This window comes from Rufibacter sp. XAAS-G3-1, from assembly GCF_013623775.1.
Classification (GTDB): domain Bacteria; phylum Bacteroidota; class Bacteroidia; order Cytophagales; family Hymenobacteraceae; genus Nibribacter.
On sequence record NZ_JABFAM010000004.1, the window covers coordinates 216,337 to 235,406 of the forward strand.

Below are 19,070 nucleotides of genomic sequence, written 5' to 3' on the forward strand. Positions count from 1 at the left end.
ATACACAATGCTGTAACGCCCTCGCCGTCTGGTGCCCGTATCTTTGTAGTATACTTTGAACCTAATGAAAACCACCATGGCAACCCTCACCAAAGAAAAACCGACCTCTGCCATAAAAAATAGCTTTCCCATTGATGGCATGAGTTGTGCGGCCTGCGCCGTGAGCGTAGAATCTATGCTGCAGGCCCAGCCCGGCGTGCAGAGCGCCGCCGTGAACTACGCAAACAAAACCGCGCTGGTAGAATATGCTCCGGGCACTGACCTTCACTCTCTGCAGAAAGCCATCCAAGACATTGGCTATGACCTGCTGCTGGAGAAAGAGGAAGCCACCCAAGAAGCCCAACAGGCCCGCGAGCAGGAAGCTTACAGCCAAATAAAAACCAAAACCCTCTGGGCCGCCGCCTTGTCTTTGCCGGTGGCGGTCATTGGTATGTTTTTCCACCACATGCCCTACGGCAACTGGATTATGCTGGCCCTCACCCTGCCGGTGGTGTTCTGGTTTGGGAGAAACTTCTACGCAAACGCCTTTAAACAGGCGCGCCACGGCAAAGCAAACATGGACACGCTGGTGGCCCTGAGCACCGGCATCGCGTTTCTGTTCAGTGCCTTTAACACGTTTTACCCACAGTTTTTCCTTTCTAGGGGGCTGGAGCCGCACGTGTATTATGAAGCCGCTACCGTCATCATCGCCTTCATTCTTTTAGGCAAACTGCTGGAGGAACGGGCCAAATCCCGCACCTCGGGAGCCATCAAAAAGCTGATGGGCTTGCAGCCGAAAACCGTGAAAGCGGTTCGGAACGGCCAGGAAATAGAACTGCCTGTGGAAGACGTGTTGGTGGGCGATGTGCTGGTGATTCGTCCGGGCGAGAAGATTCCGGTGGATGGCCGGGTGGTCAGCGGCTCCTCGTTTCTGGATGAGAGCATGATTAGCGGCGAGCCGATTCCGGTGGAGAAAAAAGCGGGCGACCAGGTGTTCACCGGCACCATCAACCAGAAAGGCAGTTTGCAGATTTCGGCGGAGAAAGTGGGCGCGCAGACGCTTTTGGCCCAGATTATCAAAATGGTGCAGGAAGCGCAAGGCTCCAAAGCCCCGGTACAGAAACTCACCGATAAGATCGCCGGCATCTTCGTGCCCATCGTGATAGGAATTGCCCTGCTCAGTTTCGTAGCCTGGTACTTCCTGGGCGGCGACAATAACGTGACGCATGCGCTCCTGGCTTTGATTACCGTGCTGATAATTGCCTGTCCGTGCGCACTTGGTTTGGCGACGCCAACCGCTATCATGGTGGGCGTGGGCCGCGGGGCTGAGAACGGAATCCTCATCAAAGACGCCGAAAGTCTGGAAACGGCCCATAAACTCACCGCCATCGTGCTGGACAAAACCGGCACCATCACCAAAGGCAAACCCGAGGTCACCGAACTGGTCTGGGCCGTGCCTGCCGAGGCCCAACAGGTTTTGGCTCCCGTCTTGCTGGCCATGGAAAACCAGTCAGAGCACCCGCTGGCCGAGGCAGTTTCCAAGCATCTTACTGAAAACGGCATAAAAGCGGCGGCGCTAGCGCAGTTTGAAAGCGTCACCGGGCGGGGCGTACGGGCGCAGCACCAAGGCCAGACTTATTGGCTGGGCAACGAGAAACTGATGCAGGAGAACAACCTTCGGTTTACCCCTGATTTAGAAGAAACGGCTCAAAAACTCAAAGCCGAGGCCAAAACGGTGGTCTTCGCGGGAACCCAGGGGCAGGTAGTCGCCCTTATTGCCATCGCGGATGCGATTAAGGATACTTCGGCGCAAGCCATTCAAGAGTTGCAGCACCTTGGGCTACAAGTGTACATGCTTACCGGTGACAATACCCAAACTGCGGCGGCGGTGGCCAAGCAAGTAGGTTTGCAACACTTCAAAGCCGAGGTGATGCCGCAGGACAAAGCCGATTTCATCCAGGAACTGCAACGCCAGGGACACGTGGTGGGCATGGTAGGCGACGGTATCAACGACTCACAGGCCTTGGCGCTCGCCGATGTGGGCATTGCCATGGGCCGGGGAACCGACATTGCTATGGATGTGGCCAAAATCACGCTCATGCACTCAGACCTCAACGCCATTGCCAAAGCCATCAAACTGAGCAAAGCTACCGTGCGTACCATCCACCAAAACCTGTTCTGGGCATTTATTTACAACGTCATCGGGATACCCGTAGCGGCCGGTTTGCTGTACCCCGTGTGGGGATTTCTGCTAGACCCTATGTTGGCGGGTGCGGCCATGGCGCTGAGTTCCGTCTCGGTGGTCACCAACAGTTTGCGCCTCCGGACGTTTAAATTGTAGGATTACTGATGGTTACTTGTTGATTGCCCGCATTCCTGCCTGTTCCGATTCTTACTTGTTAATTTTTACTTCCTACTTAAAATATGAGCACTCAAAAATTCAAAACCAACATCAAGTGCGGCGGCTGTATCGAGGCCGTGACGCCTTCGCTGGACAACACGCCGGGTATTTACCAATGGCAGGTGGACACCGCTAATCCAGAGAAAATCTTAACCGTTGAAGGCGACGCTTCTTCTGACACGGTGATTCAGGCGGTGGAACTCGCGGGCTACACCGCCACCAAAATAGACGACTAAGTTGCTGAAAGCAGAACGGCCACTCAATTAGAGAGGCCGTTCTGCTTTCATTTTCAATATAGTGAAAACATTAAAAATAGATTGTCCTCCTGAAAGGAACTAGGTGGCGAACGGCAGTGGCGTTTATTCATGGTTTTTCTAGTTTGCCCACAAGATCCTTTCAGGATGACAAAGAAGGGAGAAGATGGCAAAGAAGAAAGAAGGGCCTAGGTTTTCCTGCCAAATAACTTAGCCGTAAGTGTGCGATTTATCATAAGTTTACCGGCGCATCGTTTACAGGTAAATTACTCCATTCGGCATGTTCAAACATCTTCTGTTCGGGATTGTCCTTTTCTTCAGTTGTGCTTTTTCTTCTGCATGCCACGCCCAAACCACTGAACCAACTGCTACCACCTCGGGCAAATACCGCTACCTGCTCCTGTCTAAAACTGGCACTATTTCGCGTTTCCGGATTCAGATGGGGGAATCTATTACCTTCAAGCGTTTCCAGGACAAGAAACTGCAAACCCGGGTAGTGCTGGACATCCGGGGAAATTCTTTCTTTGTGGAAGGGCTGGAGGTGCCGCTGAAGGATGTAGAGAAAATCAGGCTCCGGAACCATACCGGCGGCCGGAAAGTAGCCAGCTTTGCGGGCGCTTTCCTGAAGACGGCCGGCGTGGTCTTCACCACGGTGGGCGTCATCAATACCCTCACGAACCTAAAGGCAAAAGACAAACTAGACCGGGAAGATGGCCTGCAAACCACGGCCGCAGCCCTCGCGCTGTACGGCATCGGGGAAGGCTTGCACGTTCTCCGGAAGGGCACCTACAAAATCAATCAAAAATGGACGCTGAAAGTCATTGAGATGTACTAACCTCTTCTGACCTCCGCGTCCATTTCTGTTTTAAGCCTCTTTTCCGAAAAACAGTCCCGAAACGCAATTCTTCTTACACTTATATCGTCCCCCTTTGAAGGGGGTAGGGGGATGACAGGGCGGCAAAAAGAACCGACTGCTTTGAAAGTGCGGTTCAACTTTATGAAACTCGGGGAATGCCATTATCTGCATGAGAAATCATCCCCCTACCCCCTTCAAAGGGGGGACGGAATGCGTGAAGGCCTAACTACTTATGAACTGCAAGACAGCATAGAGCAACCGGCTTTTTGGCTGGCCCAGTCTGGTCTTTTGGCGAAGAACTCATCAAAGTTGCGGGAATACGGGTCTTTCATGGCCGCTTGTAGTTTCAGGAACAGCGTGTTCTCCCCACGTTCCAGTTGTTCTATGGCTTGGTGCAAAAGATAATTCCGGAGGATAATTCTGGGGTTGGCCTTCTGCATCATCTGAACAGTTTCCTCGCGGGAGCTGGTGTTGGCTTGCAGGCGCGTCTGGTAATCGGTTAGCAAGGTATGCAGCGTCTGGCGTTCTCCTTTCTCCAAGGGGCGGTAGAAACTGTCCTGGAAATGGGCTTCCGTTTCTGCTTCGTTTTCCAGATTTTGAGGCAAATCTATGAGCAGTTGGAAGAAAATGGTCATGTCCAGGTTAAGAGTAGAGAGCGTATAGGTGAAGCGGGTGATGAGTTCCTGGTCGCCTTCCTTTACTTCGTCCAACCCTAATTTATTGGCCATCATCCGGTAATACTTCTCGTGGAAAATATCGCTGTAAGTTTCCAGGATAGCTACTAATTCCTCGGTGCCCGGCAGCAAAGGCGCGATGGCGCTGGCCAGGCAACCCAGGTTCCAGTAGGCAATGGAGGCCTGTTTCCCGAAGGCGTAGCGGCGGCCCGGCAAATCGGTGGTGTTGGGCGTGAAATCGGGGTCGTAGTCGTCCAGGAAGGAGAAGGGGCCGTAGTCAATGGTGAGGCCCAGGATAGACATGTTGTCAGTGTTCATGACGCCGTGCACAAAGCCTACGCGCATCCAGTCCACCATGAGGCTGGCGGTTCTTTCCATGATTTCCTGAAACCAGGCCAGAATCCGGTTTTCGCCCTGCAAGTGCGGATAGTAACGGTCAATAGTCCAGTCCACCAGTTTCTGCAGGTTCTCGTTTTCGCGGCGCGCGGCAGGCATCTCAAAACTCCCGAAACGCAGCAAACTGGGTGCTACCCGCATGACAATGGCCCCAGGCTCATAGGCGGGGTTGCCGTTGTAGAACATATCGCGCAGCACCTTGTCGCCGGTAGAAACCAAACTCAGGGCTCGGGTAGTAGGTACGCCCAGAAAATGCATGGCCTCGCTCATGAGGTATTCCCGCACCGAGGAACGCAACACCGCCCTCCCATCGGCCCGGCGCGAGTACGGCGTGAGTCCTGCGCCTTTCAGCTGCAGTTCCCAGGACTTCCCGCTCGGCGCTTCCCATTCGCCCAGCGTAATGGCCCGGCCATCACCTAACTGACCAGCCCAATTCCCGAACTGGTGCCCGGCGTAGCAAGCGGCGTAGGGGTACATAGAAGGGGCCACGTGGTTTCCGCCCAGAATGTCAATGTCTTTCTGGTTGGTGGGCTTTTCAATACCGAGTTCCTGGGCTAGTTCCTCAGACCAGGCCAACAACTCGGGTTTCTTAACCGGGGTTGGTATGGCTTTGCTGTACAAGACGCCGGGCGTCTGGCGCGGTTTGGTATTGCCGCTGTCATCGCCGGGGAAAGTGGCCACAAACTCGTTTTTATATTCTTTTTCGCTTAATGAGGGCATAGGTTTCTGGAGGTAAGTGCTCTCCGTTTTAGGGGTGTTTTTCAAAAAGGGCGCACGAACGGAGCATTCTTTTAACAGAAATAAAGCGAAAGTAGTTGAGTTTAGCCGCTATCTTTTTCTGTACCGCCTTCCGCAGGGAAGTCGCTTTGATACGTTTCGGGGCTGTTTTGCGGAAAACGGGCCTAAAACGCCAACACCGCTATCATAAAATTCCGGTAGAGTCCAGGCACTGCCTTGTCTCGGGCACGCATTGCTTTCTACGGTTAGTTTTCCCTGCGAGGGCAGACATCCTCCCTTCGTCTCGGCGTTTTGGGGCTGTTTTGCAGAAAACGGGCCTGAAACAGCATTGGCGCAGACATTCGTAGGAGCTGCGCGCACTACGAGGTCTTTAGAGCGAGCGGTACTACGGGAGCAGGCTTTGGAAAAAGTACTGGCGCGAGGCTTTAGTCTCGTGACTTAGGATGAAGCAAGTCTCCAGGCTCGCCGGGAACCACCGGAAGCAGGGCATACCGTCAGTCACCAGCTAAAAGGAACATTCCAAGTCCCTGAATTCCTGTTTTGCCATAAGCAACCGCTCTTCACCAGTAGAAGTTGCCGGTTGTAAAAGAGGCGAAATCATTTCTTCTGAACAAAAATGGGACTTTAAGTATTTAGCTTCCTCAAAAACATGAAGGTTGCGGTAAATACTTACGTTACTCTTTCCTATCTTTATAAGCCATTAGAAGTCTTATTTACAATATTTTAACTAAAGCCAGTTTAGAATATCAATTTGTTTACAAGACGTATCTACTGGCAGAAGGGAAGCTCTATTATGACGTACTGTTTAGGAATAAAAGTGAAAGAAGGGCTGGTAGCCATAGCAGACACCAGAATTACCGCGGGCTCTGACACCACCGAGAAAAAGAAAATCTACATTCAGCAACACGGTGAGCATTCGCTCTTCATCATGACCAGCGGCCTGCGGTCTGTGCGGGACAAAGCGGTGTTATACTTTAAGGAACTGATTGAAGACGGGGCCGAGCACAACAAACTGTACAAAGCCGTCAATGACTTTGGGGCGCAGGTGAAGCGGGTAGCCAAGGAAGACCGGGAGGCCCTGGAACATGCCGGGCTCAAATTCAACCTGCACACCATCATTGGCGGACAGCTGCAAGACGACGAAGAGCATAAACTCTTTCTGCTGTACCCCGAAGGCAATTGGGTGGAACTGGGCCAGGGCGCCCCGTTTGTGGTCATCGGGAACTCGGGGCACGGCAGAGCCATCCTCAACCGGGCCATCACCGACGAATCTTCCCTGCAAATGGCGTTAAAAACCGGATTTTTATCTTTTGACTCTACCCGCGTAAGCGCCAATGACGTAGACTTTCCTATTGATGTAGTGCTCTACCGCGCCAACAGCTTTGAGATGGTAGAACACCGGTACACCAAAAAAGACCTGGAAAGCGTATCTGAGCAATGGGCCTCTGAACTGAAATCTGCCTTAAACAAACTTCCGGACACCTGGATGGAGGCTGCTTTCAATAAGATTCCTGTGCCTACCCAAAACCACCTATGAAACTAGCGGTAACTGTCAAGATGAGGTATGACATCATTTCCTCTTCCTCTGTCATCTTGAGCATACTGCCCTTCAAATCTAACAAGCAAAAAGTATGGGATGAAGCCTTTCAGGCCGTGCCTGGGGTAACCATGCAAGAAGTACAGGCGGCGGCCGGCGAGAAGCGGATGAAGATTATTGACGTGCCAGACGCCGGTGATATCACGTTTGCTTTCTCGGCCAAGGTAGAAAACGAGATTCAGGCCATCCCCAGCGAACAGTTAGTGGATGTGGCTATTCCGTTGATGCCCGCCCCGGTGCTGCGGTACCTGCCCCCCAGCCGGTACTGCCAGTCAGACCGGTTGTACAAGTTCGCCCACCATAAGTTCGGGCACATTCCCCACGCGTTTGACAAAGTGATGGCCGTGCGCGACTGGGTTCATGAAAACGTGGAATACAGCGGCGGACGCACCAACTCGCACACCTCGGCGTTTGACACCATTACCGAACAGGTGGGCGTGTGCCGTGATTTTGCGCACCTGGGGGTTGCCCTGTGCCGGGCCCTCACCATTCCGGCCCGTTATTTCACTGGCTACTCTTACCAATTACAGCCCGCAGACTTCCACGCTTGCTTTGAGGCGTACCTGGGCGGGCACTGGGTTCTCTTTGACGCCACCAAGATGGTGCCCCTCAACGGCATGGCGAAAATAGCCACCGGCACCGATGCCGCCGAAACCGCTTTCGCCAGCACCTTTGGCAACCTCCATTTTCAGGAACATGAGGTAAGCGTCAAACTGCTAGACCCCAATTTTGAAGCGGTAGACAGCACCAGCACTACGCAAGGGTATTCGTTTTTCTGACGTTTGTGTCCAGAGGTTAGTGCCACGGTACTGGTTGTCTATTCATTTCTACCGCTTTCGCCCAAGGTCAGCCTGCGGCCAACACCAGCATTATTCCTCAGGAACCCTCCTATCCTGTACCCCGTAAGCAAGGGTTTAGGGCCGCCCCTTTGACCGTTTCATAGCCCTCTCTGTAAACCATCTATCTATGAGTAGAGCCCCTTTCGCTTTTCTGTTCTTACTCCTGCCGCTGTTTCTATGGAGTTGCAACAAAACTAAACCAGAAACCGCCGCCCCCGCTGCTGTAATCAAAGAGAAGAAAGCCGATGATGACCGCTATACGCCCCACCCGTATGTAGAACTGCACCACCCCGAGTGGAGCAAAAATGCGACCATCTACGAGGTGAACCTGAGGCAGTACACGCCAGAGGGCACGTTCAAGGCGTTTGAGGCGCACTTACCCCGGCTAAAGGAAATGGGCGTAGACATTCTATGGCTCATGCCCATTCACCCCATTGGGGGAAAGAACCGCAAAGGTACGTTGGGCAGCTACTACTCGGTGAAAGATTATTACGGCGTGAACCCCGAGTTTGGAACGAAGGAGGAGTTCAAGGAACTGGTGAACAAGATCCACGGCATGGGCATGTACGTCATCCTGGACTGGGTAGCCAACCACTCGGCCTGGGACAACCCGCTCACCCAGCAGCACCCCGAGTGGTACACCAAAACCACCGAAGGAAACTTTCAGCCTACCCCCTGGTATGACTGGGAAGACATCGTAGACTTTGATTACGAGCAACCCGGCATCAGGAAATACATGACCGAGGCCCTGGTCCATTGGGTGAAGGAAACAGACATTGATGGCTACCGGTGCGATGTGGCCGGCTTCATGCCCCTTGATTTCTGGGAGAACGCCCGCGCCGAGCTGGACGCCGTCAAACCGGTTTTCATGCTGGCCGAGTGGGAGTCAAGAGACCTGCACAAACGCGCCTTCGACATGACCTATTCCTGGAGCCTTTGGAACCACCTGCATGAAGTCACTACGGGCAAGAAAAGCCTGGGCGGCCTGGTAGAGTATATGGCCCATGACGTGAACTCTTTCCCCAAAAACGGTTACCGCATGACCTTCACCGAAAACCACGACAAGAATTCCTGGGGAGGCAACCAGTACACGAACTTCGGGCAAGGGCTGGAAACCGCCATGGTGATGGCTTCCACGGTCAGCGGCATGCCCTTGGTCTACAGCGGGCAGGAAGCGGGCCTCAACCGTTCTTTGAAGTTTTTTGAAAAAGACACCATTATCTGGAAGGAGCACCGCAACGCAGAAATCTACCGGAAACTGTTTGAACTGAAACACCAGAACCAAGCCCTCTGGAACGGTGCCTGGGGCGGCGAAATGGTACGGATTCACAATGACAAGCCCGAACAAGTGATCTCCTTCTACCGTGAGAAAAACGGTGACAAAGTAATCCCTATCCTCAATTTCAGCAGCCAACCGGTAAAAGTAAAGCTGAACTCCAAACTGCAGGCAGGTAGATACAAAGAGCTTTTCACCGGTAACAGCTATCAGTTAAAAGGAGAGGATGTCCTTACCTTGGCCCCTTGGAAATACCTGGTTCTGCACAGTGACAGCCCAGAACCCATTTAAATGTGCTTATCCTCTCGCTCGCTCGCCTCTCAGACGCGTGTGGCATACCCTCGCCTCTGCCCAATTCTTGGCAAGTAGTAGAACGGATTAACACTAACCTATTCTGTCCTCCTGAAAGGATCTTACTGGCGAACCAGAAAAGCGCTTACGAAGCGTATTTGCCGTTCGCAATCAAAATTCTTACAGGAGGACACTTTCTAAGCAGTAACCGTAAGTCACGGAATGTAAATCCGCACCATAGTGGGGAAGCACCAAAACCCACCCCCTTCCCTTCCGAGGAGGGTAATACGCCTATAAAGGAGAAAAAAAACCCGTAGAGACCAGGCATGCCTGGTCTCTACGGGTTCTCATCACCGCTACCTTTACTTTCCCCGTTTCCAGTCTTCCCCGAGCGCGCCTCGCTTTCGGCCCTGGACAGGCATCAGCTAAGAGCGAATACCTTCTCAGGCCGAAAGGGAAGTGCGAGAGGGGAAGACGGGGCCCCGCGGCCGTGAGCGCATACCGCCAAAGATGAAACAATACAGCACCTACACCCACGCAATGAACTGAAAAGCCAAGGGAACAGCATAAGGCATGCACAAACTAATATCCAAGCTCTAAGCAGACAAGCCAGGGAACGCATAAAGCATGCACCAATCTCACCAAAGAAGCCACTTCCAGGCAGAGGCAAAAAGGAATCAAATACCCAAAGTGGCCAGACGCCGGAGTAGCCCACACGCGTCTGAGAGGCGAACGAGGGAGATCATATGCTTGTGCTAACCCGTAAAACAGCAAGTGGTTTTAGAGCTATTTTACCCAAAACAGCCCTAAAACGCCGCTGACGGAAATAGAGGTTTGCCCCAGATCAAGGTCAATTGGCATCAGTTCGTTCCCTTCTTCCCCGAGGCCCAGGGCATCAACTTCCAGAGTTCCATCAAGATCACGGCTCCGAAGGCCAACCCGGCGGCTATCTTCCACTGATCCCAGCCGAAGTCTGCGGGAATGGTGAAGATTCCCCTAATACCCGGCAACACGGTAAGCCCATACAAGCCGAAGCACAGCATGACCGCTCCTATCACGTATTTGTTTTGAAAGAAACCGGCGCCAATGGACGTTTGGGTGTTAGAACGGGCCGCGAAGGTCTGCAGCGTACGGGCCAGAATCAAGGTGGTGAACGCCATCGCGATGCTCATTCCCTCAGAGTGCTGCAACCCGATGTACTGCGAGATAATCACCGCCACGCCAATCAGAATCCCGCGCATGATGACGCTCCGCAGGGTGCCGCCCGCGAAGATTCCTTCGTTAATGTCGCGGGGTTTGCGTTGCATCACGTTGGGCTCGGCTTTTTCCATGCCCAGCGCAATGGCGGGCAGCGAGTCATTGAGCAGGTTGATGAACAGCAGCTGGATGGGCGTGAACGGGTTCACCCAATCCAGCGCCAGGGCAAACAGAATGGCGATGATGGCTCCCAAGTTTCCGGCAAACAAGTAGGCGATGGCTTTCTTGATGTTGTCAAACACGGTACGGCCCACGGCCACCGCGCTCACGATGGAGACAAAGTTATCATCGGTCAGAATCATGGCCGAGGCGTCTTTGGCCACATCGGTGCCGCTGCCCATGGCTACGCCGATGTCGGCTTGCTTAAGGGCCGGGGCGTCGTTCACGCCGTCGCCGGTCATGGCGGTAATCTTGCCTTTGCGCTGCCAGGCGCGCACAATCCTGATCTTATTCTCCGGCGAGACGCGAGCGTACACGGCAATGTCCTCCAACTTCCGGTCCAACTCCTCTTCTGACAAGGCGTCCAGTTCCTGGCCGGTTAAGGCGATATCGTTCTCATCCATGAGCCCTATGTCGCGGCCAATGGCCTGGGCGGTGGTTTTGTGGTCGCCGGTGATCATGACCGTCCGGATGCCCGCTTTCTTGGCTTCGGCGATGGAGCCGTACACTTCCTCGCGGGGCGGGTCAATCATGGCGTTCAGGCCCACCAGCACCAGATCGTTCTCGTCGGCAAAGGAAACTCCGCCGGCGGCGGGAAGCGGCTTGTAGGCGAAGGCCAGCACGCGCAGGGCCCGGTCAGAGAAATCCTCGTTCTGGTTCTGGATGTCGTTTAACAGTTCTGCCGTGAGGGGTTTCTCCTCGCCTTCCACCAGCACGCGGGTGCAGCGGGAGAACACCACATCTGGCCCGCCTTTGGTGAGCAGCAGCCGTTGCCCGTCAATGGTGTGCACGGTAGACATGAGCTTGCGCTCTGAGTCAAAGGGCAGTTCGGCCTCGCGTTTGTACTGTTTGCGCAGTTCTTGGTACGGCTGCTTTTTCTGGTTGCTGTACGCGATGAGGGCCACCTCGGTGGGGTCGCCCAGTTGGGAGCCGTCTTCGTTTATCTGGGCATCGTTGCAGAGCACGGCCACCTGCAGGAGCCGCCGCTCAGAGACAGACCATTGGGCCGGGTCTTCGGTGAATTCCTCGGTGTTTTCGCCGGGCACGTAGAAATCCACCACGGTCATCTTGTTCTGGGTGAGCGTGCCAGTTTTGTCGGTGCAGATGACACTGGTGGAGCCCAGGGTCTCTACGGCGGGCAGTTTGCGGATGATGGCGTGGCGGCGGGCCATCTTGTTGGTGCCCATGGCCAGCACAATGGTCACGATGGAAGAAAGCGCCTCTGGGATGGCGGCCACGGCCACAGCCACGGCAAACATGAAAGCTTTGAGCAGCGCACCGGTCATGTCGCCAGTGTCAGTGCCTACCCAGACGCGGAAAGCCTCCACCCCGAAAATGACAACGCACAGCGCCAGAATGAACCAGCCCAGTTTCTTGCTGAAATCGGCGAGTTTGCGCTGGAGCGGGGTCTGTTTGGCTTCGGCCGAGGCCAGTAAATCGGCTATTTTCCCTATCTCGGTTTTCTCGGCGGTGCCGGTGACCACGAATTTCCCGCGGCCGTACACCACCAGCGCGCCGCTGAACACCATGTTCTTGCGGTCGCCCAGGGCCACTTCCCCGTCAATGGTGTCAATGTGTTTTTCCACCGGCACCGACTCTCCGGTGAGCATGCCTTCTTCTATGCGCAGCGATTTGCTTTGCAGCAGGCGGCCGTCGGCCGAGACGAAGTCGCCCGCCTCCAGCACCACCACGTCGCCGGGCACCAGCTCGCGCGCGGCCATGGTGTGCGTGACGCCGTCGCGCAGCACCTTGGCAGACGGCGCCGACATTTGCCGGAGCGCGTCTAAGGCACCCTCGGCCTTTTTGGTCTGCACCACGCCTACCACGGCGTTCAGGACAAGCACCGCGAAGATGATGACCGCCTCAATGACCTCACCCAAGACCAACTGCACCGCCGCCGCAATGAGCAGCACAATGACCATGGGGTCTTTGAAGGTCTCCAGAAACAGCTTCCAGACGGGGACTTTGGCCGCCTCAGACAGTTCATTGTAGCCGTAGGTCTCCCGCCGCTGCTGCGCCTCGGCGCTGGTCAAGCCTTTGGCAGTTGTATTGAATTCTTCTAAAATTTGGTCTGCAGAACGCTGGTAAAATTCCATGGAACAACGGCTTGGCTAATGATTCCAGAAAGCACTTCAACTGAAGTCTCCCTTCTTGGCTTCTCTTTTTTGAACGTTACTGCTTCTACGAAGATTTTGGGCTTGTTTCTGAAAAACGCCCATAAAATTCTTTTGAGGTGCGATGCGCGTGCTTCCCTTTCTCTGTTTTGCACCTGTTTTCCTGAAAACAGCCGTAAAACGCGACTCAGGCCGCGGTTAGCCCCACCAGGAAAACCGCAGGCAGAGACAGCCTGGGGCGCAGACACTCGCAGGAGATGCACCCGGGCTGTTTCCAGGCTGTTTTCCGTAAAACAGCCTGGAAACGCATCAGCGGGGCCTCCCTCTCGCCGGGAGAGGGGGTGAGGCTTTCTGCGTATCGGCAGTTCCTAAATCTACGGCAAAAACCCGGTTTCTCCCTCTTTCGCCTTTACGTGAACACAGAAGCGGCTGCCAGGTTTTTGCACCTGGCAGCCGCTTCTGTGTTCTACTGGGTCTGGAGAGGGTAGACTAGCTTTTCTCCTGGCCGTTGCCGTCGTAGTTGCTCCACTGGGCTACTCCCTTGGGCTCGGCGCTGGTGATTTCGGCGCTTTTGATTTTGCTGAGCTCTTTGTTCATTTTCTCAGTGAGCTTCATTTCCTTCTCAATGCCTTTCTCGCGGTCTTGCAGACCTTGGGTTTCTTTCACGTGGGCAAGGGGCTCAGCGATGTAATCCCAGCTTTTGCCGGTGATGGGCATGTTGCCTTCGTTCCAAGGGCCGCGGGCGCTTTCGCCTTGCGACAGGTTGAAGTACTGGTTCGTGAAACGCGGGTCGGCCTGCAGCACTCCCGGGGGGTAGTTGGGCTCAATGGTGGCCAGGGCCGCCTGGAACATCTCAAAGTGGGCTACCTCGCGGGTCATCAGGAATGACAGCGTGTCTTTCACGTAAGGGTCGTCGGTGAACTGCATCAGGTACTCGTACACCAGTTTCGCCCGCGACTCAGACGCGATGTTGGAGCGTAGATCAACCGTTAAATCACCATTGGAGTGAATATAAGAGGCACACCACGGCACGCCCTGGCTGTTGGTTAACCTTGGGCCACCACCGCTCAACACTCCGAACTGCGGGTTAGACATGGCTTGGTGGATGATGTTTTCTTTGGCGGCCTTTCCGTCCAGCACGCCCATGATTTCAGATTGGTCAGCGGCATCTTTTAACTCACCGTTCACGCCTTTCAAAAGCATCTGGATGGTGGCACCCACAATCTCCAGGTGACTGAACTCCTCGGTGGCGATGTCCATGAGCAGGTCATACTTGTCTGGGAAGGGCTGCTTGGCGGCAAAGGCCTGGCTGAAATATTGCATGGCCGCGGCTAATTCACCGTTCTCGCCGCCAAACTGCTCTAGCAGCAACGTGGCAAAGCGAGGGTCTGGTTTAGACACCCGGGCATTAAACTGAAGGTCTTTTGAGTGATGAAACATGTTTCTAGGTTTAGGAGGTTAGACCATGCTTTGCTACGTATCTTCCACATAAAGAACAAGGCAAAACACAGTACTTTTCTCTATTCTGAAACGGTTTCTACTGAGGTATGTTCAAGTCAGATCCTTTCGTTTTGCCCTGCTATACACACGCGGCAAAGCGGTTACACACGCAAAATAAACCTATCCCTTTCTGCAGTAGCAGCTTACAAATGCATTCTTAACCTAAGCAATGCGCGAGCTTTTCTCCCCTTCTACGAAAGTTCCTATTCTTATCCTAAAGTCTTCCAGTATTCCTCCTAGTCTGAAATGCCTTTCGGAGCCATTTCACAGAAAACAGGCCCAAACCATTCCCCACTCAGGACTCAGAACCCAAGACTCAGCACTTATTACAGACTGTTTTCTATTCCTTTACTAAAGGCATTGATAAAGGCGTGCTTCAGCACATTGATAAACGTCTTCCAGCCGTTGGTTTGCGGGTTGCTGAGATCACCTTTGATGGGAACATGGGTGGCTATCTGGTCACGCTTCTGGTTTTCGGCGGCTTCTGCGAAGATCCCGATCACGGCTTCTTTCACAGCACTCAGCACCCCGCCTTCCTTCTTGTCTTTCTTCCAGTTCAGCACTTTCACTTCCTCGAAGAAAGGTTTGATGTAGCCGTCCAGTTTACCGTCCGTGGACTTCAGTTCGGCGTACATGTCCAGCTTACCGCGTTCCACGTCAAACTTGGCGTAGGCTTTGATGAAACTGTTCAGGCTGGTGAGGTCTACGCCCGTCAGTTGGAAATCTGAGTCGAAATCGGGGATTTCCTTGAGGGCGTTCACCTGCATCTTGCCCTTCAGCGTTCCGCCGCCAATGGACTTACCGGTCACCGTCACCGAGGATGGCAGTTTCTTGGCCACTTTCTCCACGTTGGCTAAGTTCAAGGCCACCAGTTCCATGGCGTGAATGTCCAGCTTCACGTCGGGCGAGGCGCTGAAATCCATGAAGGCCAGCTTTCCGTTATGCACGGCAAAGCGGTTGATGGTGATGGGCATCAGGTCTTTCACCACGTCCGTCCAGTGATCCATGGTAGGGTCTTCCTGTGAACCCGAGGAAGCGCCGGCCACCATGTTCAGCACGGGGCTGGCCATGACTACCTCGCCTACCAGTTTGCCCTTGAACAACGCTTTCCATTCAATAGACAAATCGGTTTCGGGGATGCTCAGGAACGGGTATTTGGGATTTCCTTTCTCTTCCCGCAAGATCAACCCGTCAATCTGGTACGCCCCCCTGATGAGGGCGATATCAATGTCTTCCACGTGCCCGGTATAGCCCGGCAACTCATCCAGCGTCTTGTTGACGTAATTCTTCACAATGTACGGGAGCGCAATCCGGAAGGCCAGCAGCAGTGCCACTACCGTGAGCCCTATCTTCAATGGTTTTGTGAGTGTGATAGCCATAACAACCCATATAAATTTGGAACAGTCATTTTTCTTTTCCTGCCATCTTAATACGCAAGGCTACTGCCACAGTTAGAATAGCCTATCGGCCGTCCTTCTCCCTACTGAACTCATCACCGGCAAAGGCTGTTTCTTCCTTACCATTTAGAGCTGCGTTTTGGGCCTGTTTTTTTAAAAACCCGCCCAAAACGCAAACTCAGAACTCTGGACTCAAGACTCAGAACTCCATTTAGTACCTTTGCCCAAAACCGAATCCTTTGAACACCGCGCCCAAAATCCTGCTCATTACCCCGCCGCTCACGCAGTTGAATACGCCTTATCCGGCCACGGCCTACCTCAAAGGTTTTCTATGCGGCCGAGGTTTTGACGTCACGCAGGCCGATTTCGGGCTGGAACTGGTTTTGCGTTTATTTTCAAGAAAAGGGTTAACTCAGGTGTTTCAGGCTATTCTGGACGGCACCTATGAATTATCGGAGAACAGCCAACGGATGCTGCGCCTGCGCAAATCGTACCTGGACACCATTGAGCCGGTCATCAAGTTCCTGCAGGGCCGCGACAGCACCTTGGCGCACCCCATTGCCCTGGGTTCTTTTCTGCCGGAAGCCAGCCGGTTTCTACAGCTGGCAGATTTGGAGGAAGCCTTCGGTACCATGGGCATTTCTGACAAAGCACGTCACTTGGCTACTTTATATTTAGAGGATTTAGCCGATCTGATCAAGGAAACCGTGTGCCCGCACTTCGGCTTTAGCCGCTACGCAGATAAACTGGCCATGAGTGCCACGTCTTTTGACCCGCTAGAAGAGGAACTGCAAACCAAGCCCAATCTGGTAGACCAGATATTGCTGGGTATTTTAAACCAGCGCCTGCAGGAAGCACAGCCCGAGGTGGTGGGTTTCACCGTGCCTTTCCCCGGCAACCTGTACGGGGCCTTGCGGCTGGCGCAGTTCATTAAGCAGAAGTACCCGCACGTGAAAACATTGATGGGCGGCGGCTACCCTAATACTGAGTTGAGGACTCTGCGCGAACCCCGCATTTTCAACTACATTGATTTTATCACCTTAGATGACGGTGAAGGCCCGTGGTTGCGCCTCCTGGAATACTTCCAAGGCCAGCGCGAAGTAGCGCAACTGCAACGCACCTTCCTGCTGCTGAACGGCGAAGTGCAATTCCTCAACGGCGCTGCCGATGCTAATATTCCGCACATCGAAGTGGGCACGCCCGACTATTCAGATTTAAAAATCCATGAGTACCTGAGCGTGGTGGAAGTGCTCAATCCCATGCACCGCCTCTGGTCTGACGGCCGCTGGAACAAGCTCACCGTGGCGCACGGTTGCTACTGGAAACGCTGCTCCTTCTGTGACATCACCTTAGATTACATTTCCCGCTACGAGACCGCGCCCGCCACCCTGCTGGTAGACCGCATTGAACAGATTATCGCACAGACCGGCCAGACCGGGTTCCACTTCGTGGATGAAGCCGCACCACCGCTGGCTTTGCGTGATTTGGCCATTGAACTGCTGCGCCGGGGCGTGAAGATTACCTGGTGGGGCAACATCCGCTTTGAGAAAACCTTCTCCGCTGATTTATGCCGTCTGCTGGCGGCCAGCGGTTGCATTGCCGTGTCCGGCGGGTTGGAAGTGGCGTCTGACCGCCTGCTGGCGAAGATGGAGAAAGGCGTGAGCATTGCCCAGGTGGCAAGAGTGACCAGAGATTTCACCGCCGCCGGGGTCATGGTGCACGCGTACCTCATGTACGGCTTCCCAACGCAGACGGCGCAGGAAACCATGGACTCCCTGGAAGTGGTACGGCAGTTGTTTGCCCAGAACGTGATCCAGTCTGGGTACTGGCACCGCTTCTCCATGACGGCGCACAGCCCGGTGGGCAAGAACCCGGAGAAATACGGCGTGGTGAAAACAGGCCCCGCACCCGGCCTTTTTGCCGATAATGATTTGTGGCACGACGACCCGCAAGGCGCTGACCATGAACTTTTCGGGGCTGGTTTGGCGAAGGCGCTGTACAACTACATGCACGGCATCGGGCTGGAAGAGCCGCTTTCGTTTTGGTTTGACTTCAAGGTGCCGCGCGTTTCGCTGCCCAAAAACCTGATCGCGCAAGCGGTAGAAGCCCTCGGGAAACCCGATTCTGAGAAACAGAACCTGCGCGTTTTGTGGCTGGGCAATGCGCCGGAGGTAGAAGTGGTGACCAAAACCAAGAAAGGCCGCACGTTCCACAACGCCGTTCTCACTTTCACCGAGAAAACGGAGGAATACGAAATCAGAACCTCCCCGGAGGTAGGCCAATGGCTGCACACCTGGCTCACCCGCCTTTCAGAGGATTACGGCACCAAGTTCCTGCTCAAAGACATGGCCGCTGATTACCCCGAAAGCCAAATGTTCACCTTCCAGGAATTCCTGATTACCGATACGTGGCTGGATCTGCGGGAGCGGGGGTTGTTGGTGGTGTAAAAGCGTTTATGGGCTGTTTCGCAGAAAGCAGGTTAAAAGCGACCGTTGGCAGAGACACTCGCCGGTCTTGCAGGCACTACGAGGTCTTTTGAGTAAGCGGTATTGCTGCATTAAACCTCACAGGTTTTGGAAACCTGTGAGGTTTTTATTTGAATAAGAGACAGAACCTACCCTAGATGAAGTTAAGTCTATTATCAGTTTAGATTTACCATTGTCTGTTACTCAAAAGACCTCGTAGTGTGCGTAGCTCCTACCAGTGTCTGCGCCAATGCCGTTTCCAGCCCATTTTCTGGAAAACAGGCCTAAAACAGGCTTAAACCTCCCGCTGCAGGTACAAATCGCGCTGCACGTCTTCGCCTAAGACAAAGGTCAACTCACCCGCTTCTCTAAAGCCGTACTTCTGGTAGAACCGAATGGCGCGTTCGTTGCTTTCCCACACGGTAAGCCACACCACGTCATGGCCGTTTTGCTTCGCGCGTTCCAGGCTCATTTTCATCAACGTATCTCCTAACCCGCGGCCTGTACAAGCTTGGAGCAAATACAAACGGCTAATCTGGAAAGGCTTTTGACCGGTAATTTCGGCGGGAGCCGGGCTGGTGTTCCATTTCACGTAAGCCACCGCTTCCCCTGCTGCTTCCACAATGAGGAACTCCGTGTGGCGGTCGGCTAACTCGGCGGCTTGCAGGGCTGGGGTGTACATGGTGGGCTTGAAAGCGGCCATGTCCTCGGGGGTATTATAGGCGGCGAACGTCTCGTCAAAGGTGCGCCAGCCTAAATCGGCGAGTAATGCAGCATCAGCGGGAGTTCCCCGGCGGAAGGTGAATGTATCAGTGGCGAAAGCGGGCATGCAGCGTTTTTGAAGCAAAGATACGAAGAAGAACCTCAGCCCTGGTTC

The 19,070-nt window shown here is 54.0% G+C and carries 12 protein-coding genes; 7 read left to right on the forward strand and 5 right to left on the reverse strand.

Going from position 1 to position 19,070, the window contains the following annotated elements; genetic code table 11:
- Nucleotides 1-76: 76 nt before the first annotated feature.
- The 3 genes from HHO50_RS03515 (at nucleotide 77) to HHO50_RS03525 (ending at nucleotide 3,469) form a co-directional block, all read left to right on the forward strand.
- Nucleotides 77-2,320, forward strand: coding sequence for a heavy metal translocating P-type ATPase (locus HHO50_RS03515; protein ID WP_219921428.1), 2,244 nt, complete (start codon nucleotides 77-79; stop codon nucleotides 2,318-2,320).
- An 83-nt stretch (nucleotides 2,321-2,403) separates the two neighbouring features.
- Nucleotides 2,404-2,616 carry a heavy-metal-associated domain-containing protein gene (locus tag HHO50_RS03520; RefSeq protein ID WP_181304613.1) on the forward strand — a complete coding sequence of 71 codons (213 nt, stop codon included), beginning with the start codon at nucleotides 2,404-2,406 and terminating at the stop codon, nucleotides 2,614-2,616.
- Between the two features lie 298 nt (nucleotides 2,617-2,914).
- Nucleotides 2,915-3,469 carry a hypothetical protein gene (locus HHO50_RS03525; protein WP_181304614.1) on the forward strand — a complete coding sequence of 185 codons (555 nt, stop codon included), beginning with the start codon at nucleotides 2,915-2,917 and terminating at the stop codon, nucleotides 3,467-3,469.
- A 251-nt stretch (nucleotides 3,470-3,720) separates the two neighbouring features.
- Here HHO50_RS03525 and HHO50_RS03530 read toward each other — a convergent pair whose 3' ends face one another.
- Nucleotides 3,721-5,280: a YdiU family protein gene (locus tag HHO50_RS03530; RefSeq protein WP_181304615.1), complete on the reverse strand. Its 1,560-nt coding sequence runs from the start codon at nucleotides 5,278-5,280 to the stop codon at nucleotides 3,721-3,723.
- Nucleotides 5,281-6,091: 811 nt separating this feature from the next.
- Here HHO50_RS03530 and HHO50_RS03535 point away from each other — a divergent pair.
- The 3 genes from HHO50_RS03535 (at nucleotide 6,092) to HHO50_RS03545 (ending at nucleotide 9,301) form a co-directional block, all read left to right on the forward strand.
- Nucleotides 6,092-6,835, forward strand: a complete 744-nt coding sequence (locus HHO50_RS03535) for a peptidase (RefSeq protein WP_181304616.1) — start codon at nucleotides 6,092-6,094, stop codon at nucleotides 6,833-6,835.
- Nucleotides 6,832-7,674: a transglutaminase family protein gene (locus HHO50_RS03540; RefSeq protein ID WP_181304617.1), complete on the forward strand. Its 843-nt coding sequence runs from the start codon at nucleotides 6,832-6,834 to the stop codon at nucleotides 7,672-7,674. Before HHO50_RS03535 ends, HHO50_RS03540 begins: the two co-directional genes overlap by 4 nt.
- 187 nt (nucleotides 7,675-7,861) lie before the next feature.
- Nucleotides 7,862-9,301 (forward strand): alpha-amylase family glycosyl hydrolase, encoded by a 1,440-nt coding sequence (locus tag HHO50_RS03545; RefSeq protein WP_181304618.1) that lies wholly within the window; start codon nucleotides 7,862-7,864, stop codon nucleotides 9,299-9,301.
- 860 nt (nucleotides 9,302-10,161) lie between these two features.
- Here the strand turns inward: HHO50_RS03545 and HHO50_RS03550 are convergent.
- The 3 genes from HHO50_RS03550 to HHO50_RS03560 all read right to left on the reverse strand — a co-directional run bounded on the left by HHO50_RS03550 (nucleotide 10,162) and on the right by HHO50_RS03560 (nucleotide 15,710).
- Nucleotides 10,162-12,813 carry a cation-translocating P-type ATPase gene (locus tag HHO50_RS03550; protein ID WP_181304619.1) on the reverse strand — a complete coding sequence of 884 codons (2,652 nt, stop codon included), beginning with the start codon at nucleotides 12,811-12,813 and terminating at the stop codon, nucleotides 10,162-10,164.
- A 507-nt stretch (nucleotides 12,814-13,320) separates the two neighbouring features.
- A complete protein-coding gene (locus HHO50_RS03555; protein ID WP_181304620.1) occupies nucleotides 13,321-14,271 on the reverse strand; it encodes a manganese catalase family protein in 951 nt (316 codons plus the stop codon).
- A gap of 386 nt (nucleotides 14,272-14,657) precedes the next feature.
- The gene (locus HHO50_RS03560) at nucleotides 14,658-15,710 is read right to left on the reverse strand and encodes a DUF748 domain-containing protein (protein WP_181304621.1); all 1,053 of its coding nucleotides are present in this window, start codon (nucleotides 15,708-15,710) and stop codon (nucleotides 14,658-14,660) included.
- 257 nt (nucleotides 15,711-15,967) lie between these two features.
- Between HHO50_RS03560 and HHO50_RS03565 the strand changes: the two genes are divergently transcribed.
- Complete coding sequence (locus HHO50_RS03565; protein ID WP_181304622.1) at nucleotides 15,968-18,175, forward strand: radical SAM protein; 2,208 nt, start codon at nucleotides 15,968-15,970, stop codon at nucleotides 18,173-18,175.
- Between the two features lie 313 nt (nucleotides 18,176-18,488).
- Here the strand turns inward: HHO50_RS03565 and HHO50_RS03570 are convergent, their stop codons facing one another.
- Nucleotides 18,489-19,022 (reverse strand): GNAT family N-acetyltransferase, encoded by a 534-nt coding sequence (locus tag HHO50_RS03570; protein ID WP_181304623.1) that lies wholly within the window; start codon nucleotides 19,020-19,022, stop codon nucleotides 18,489-18,491.
- Between the last annotated feature and the right edge of the window lie 48 nt (nucleotides 19,023-19,070).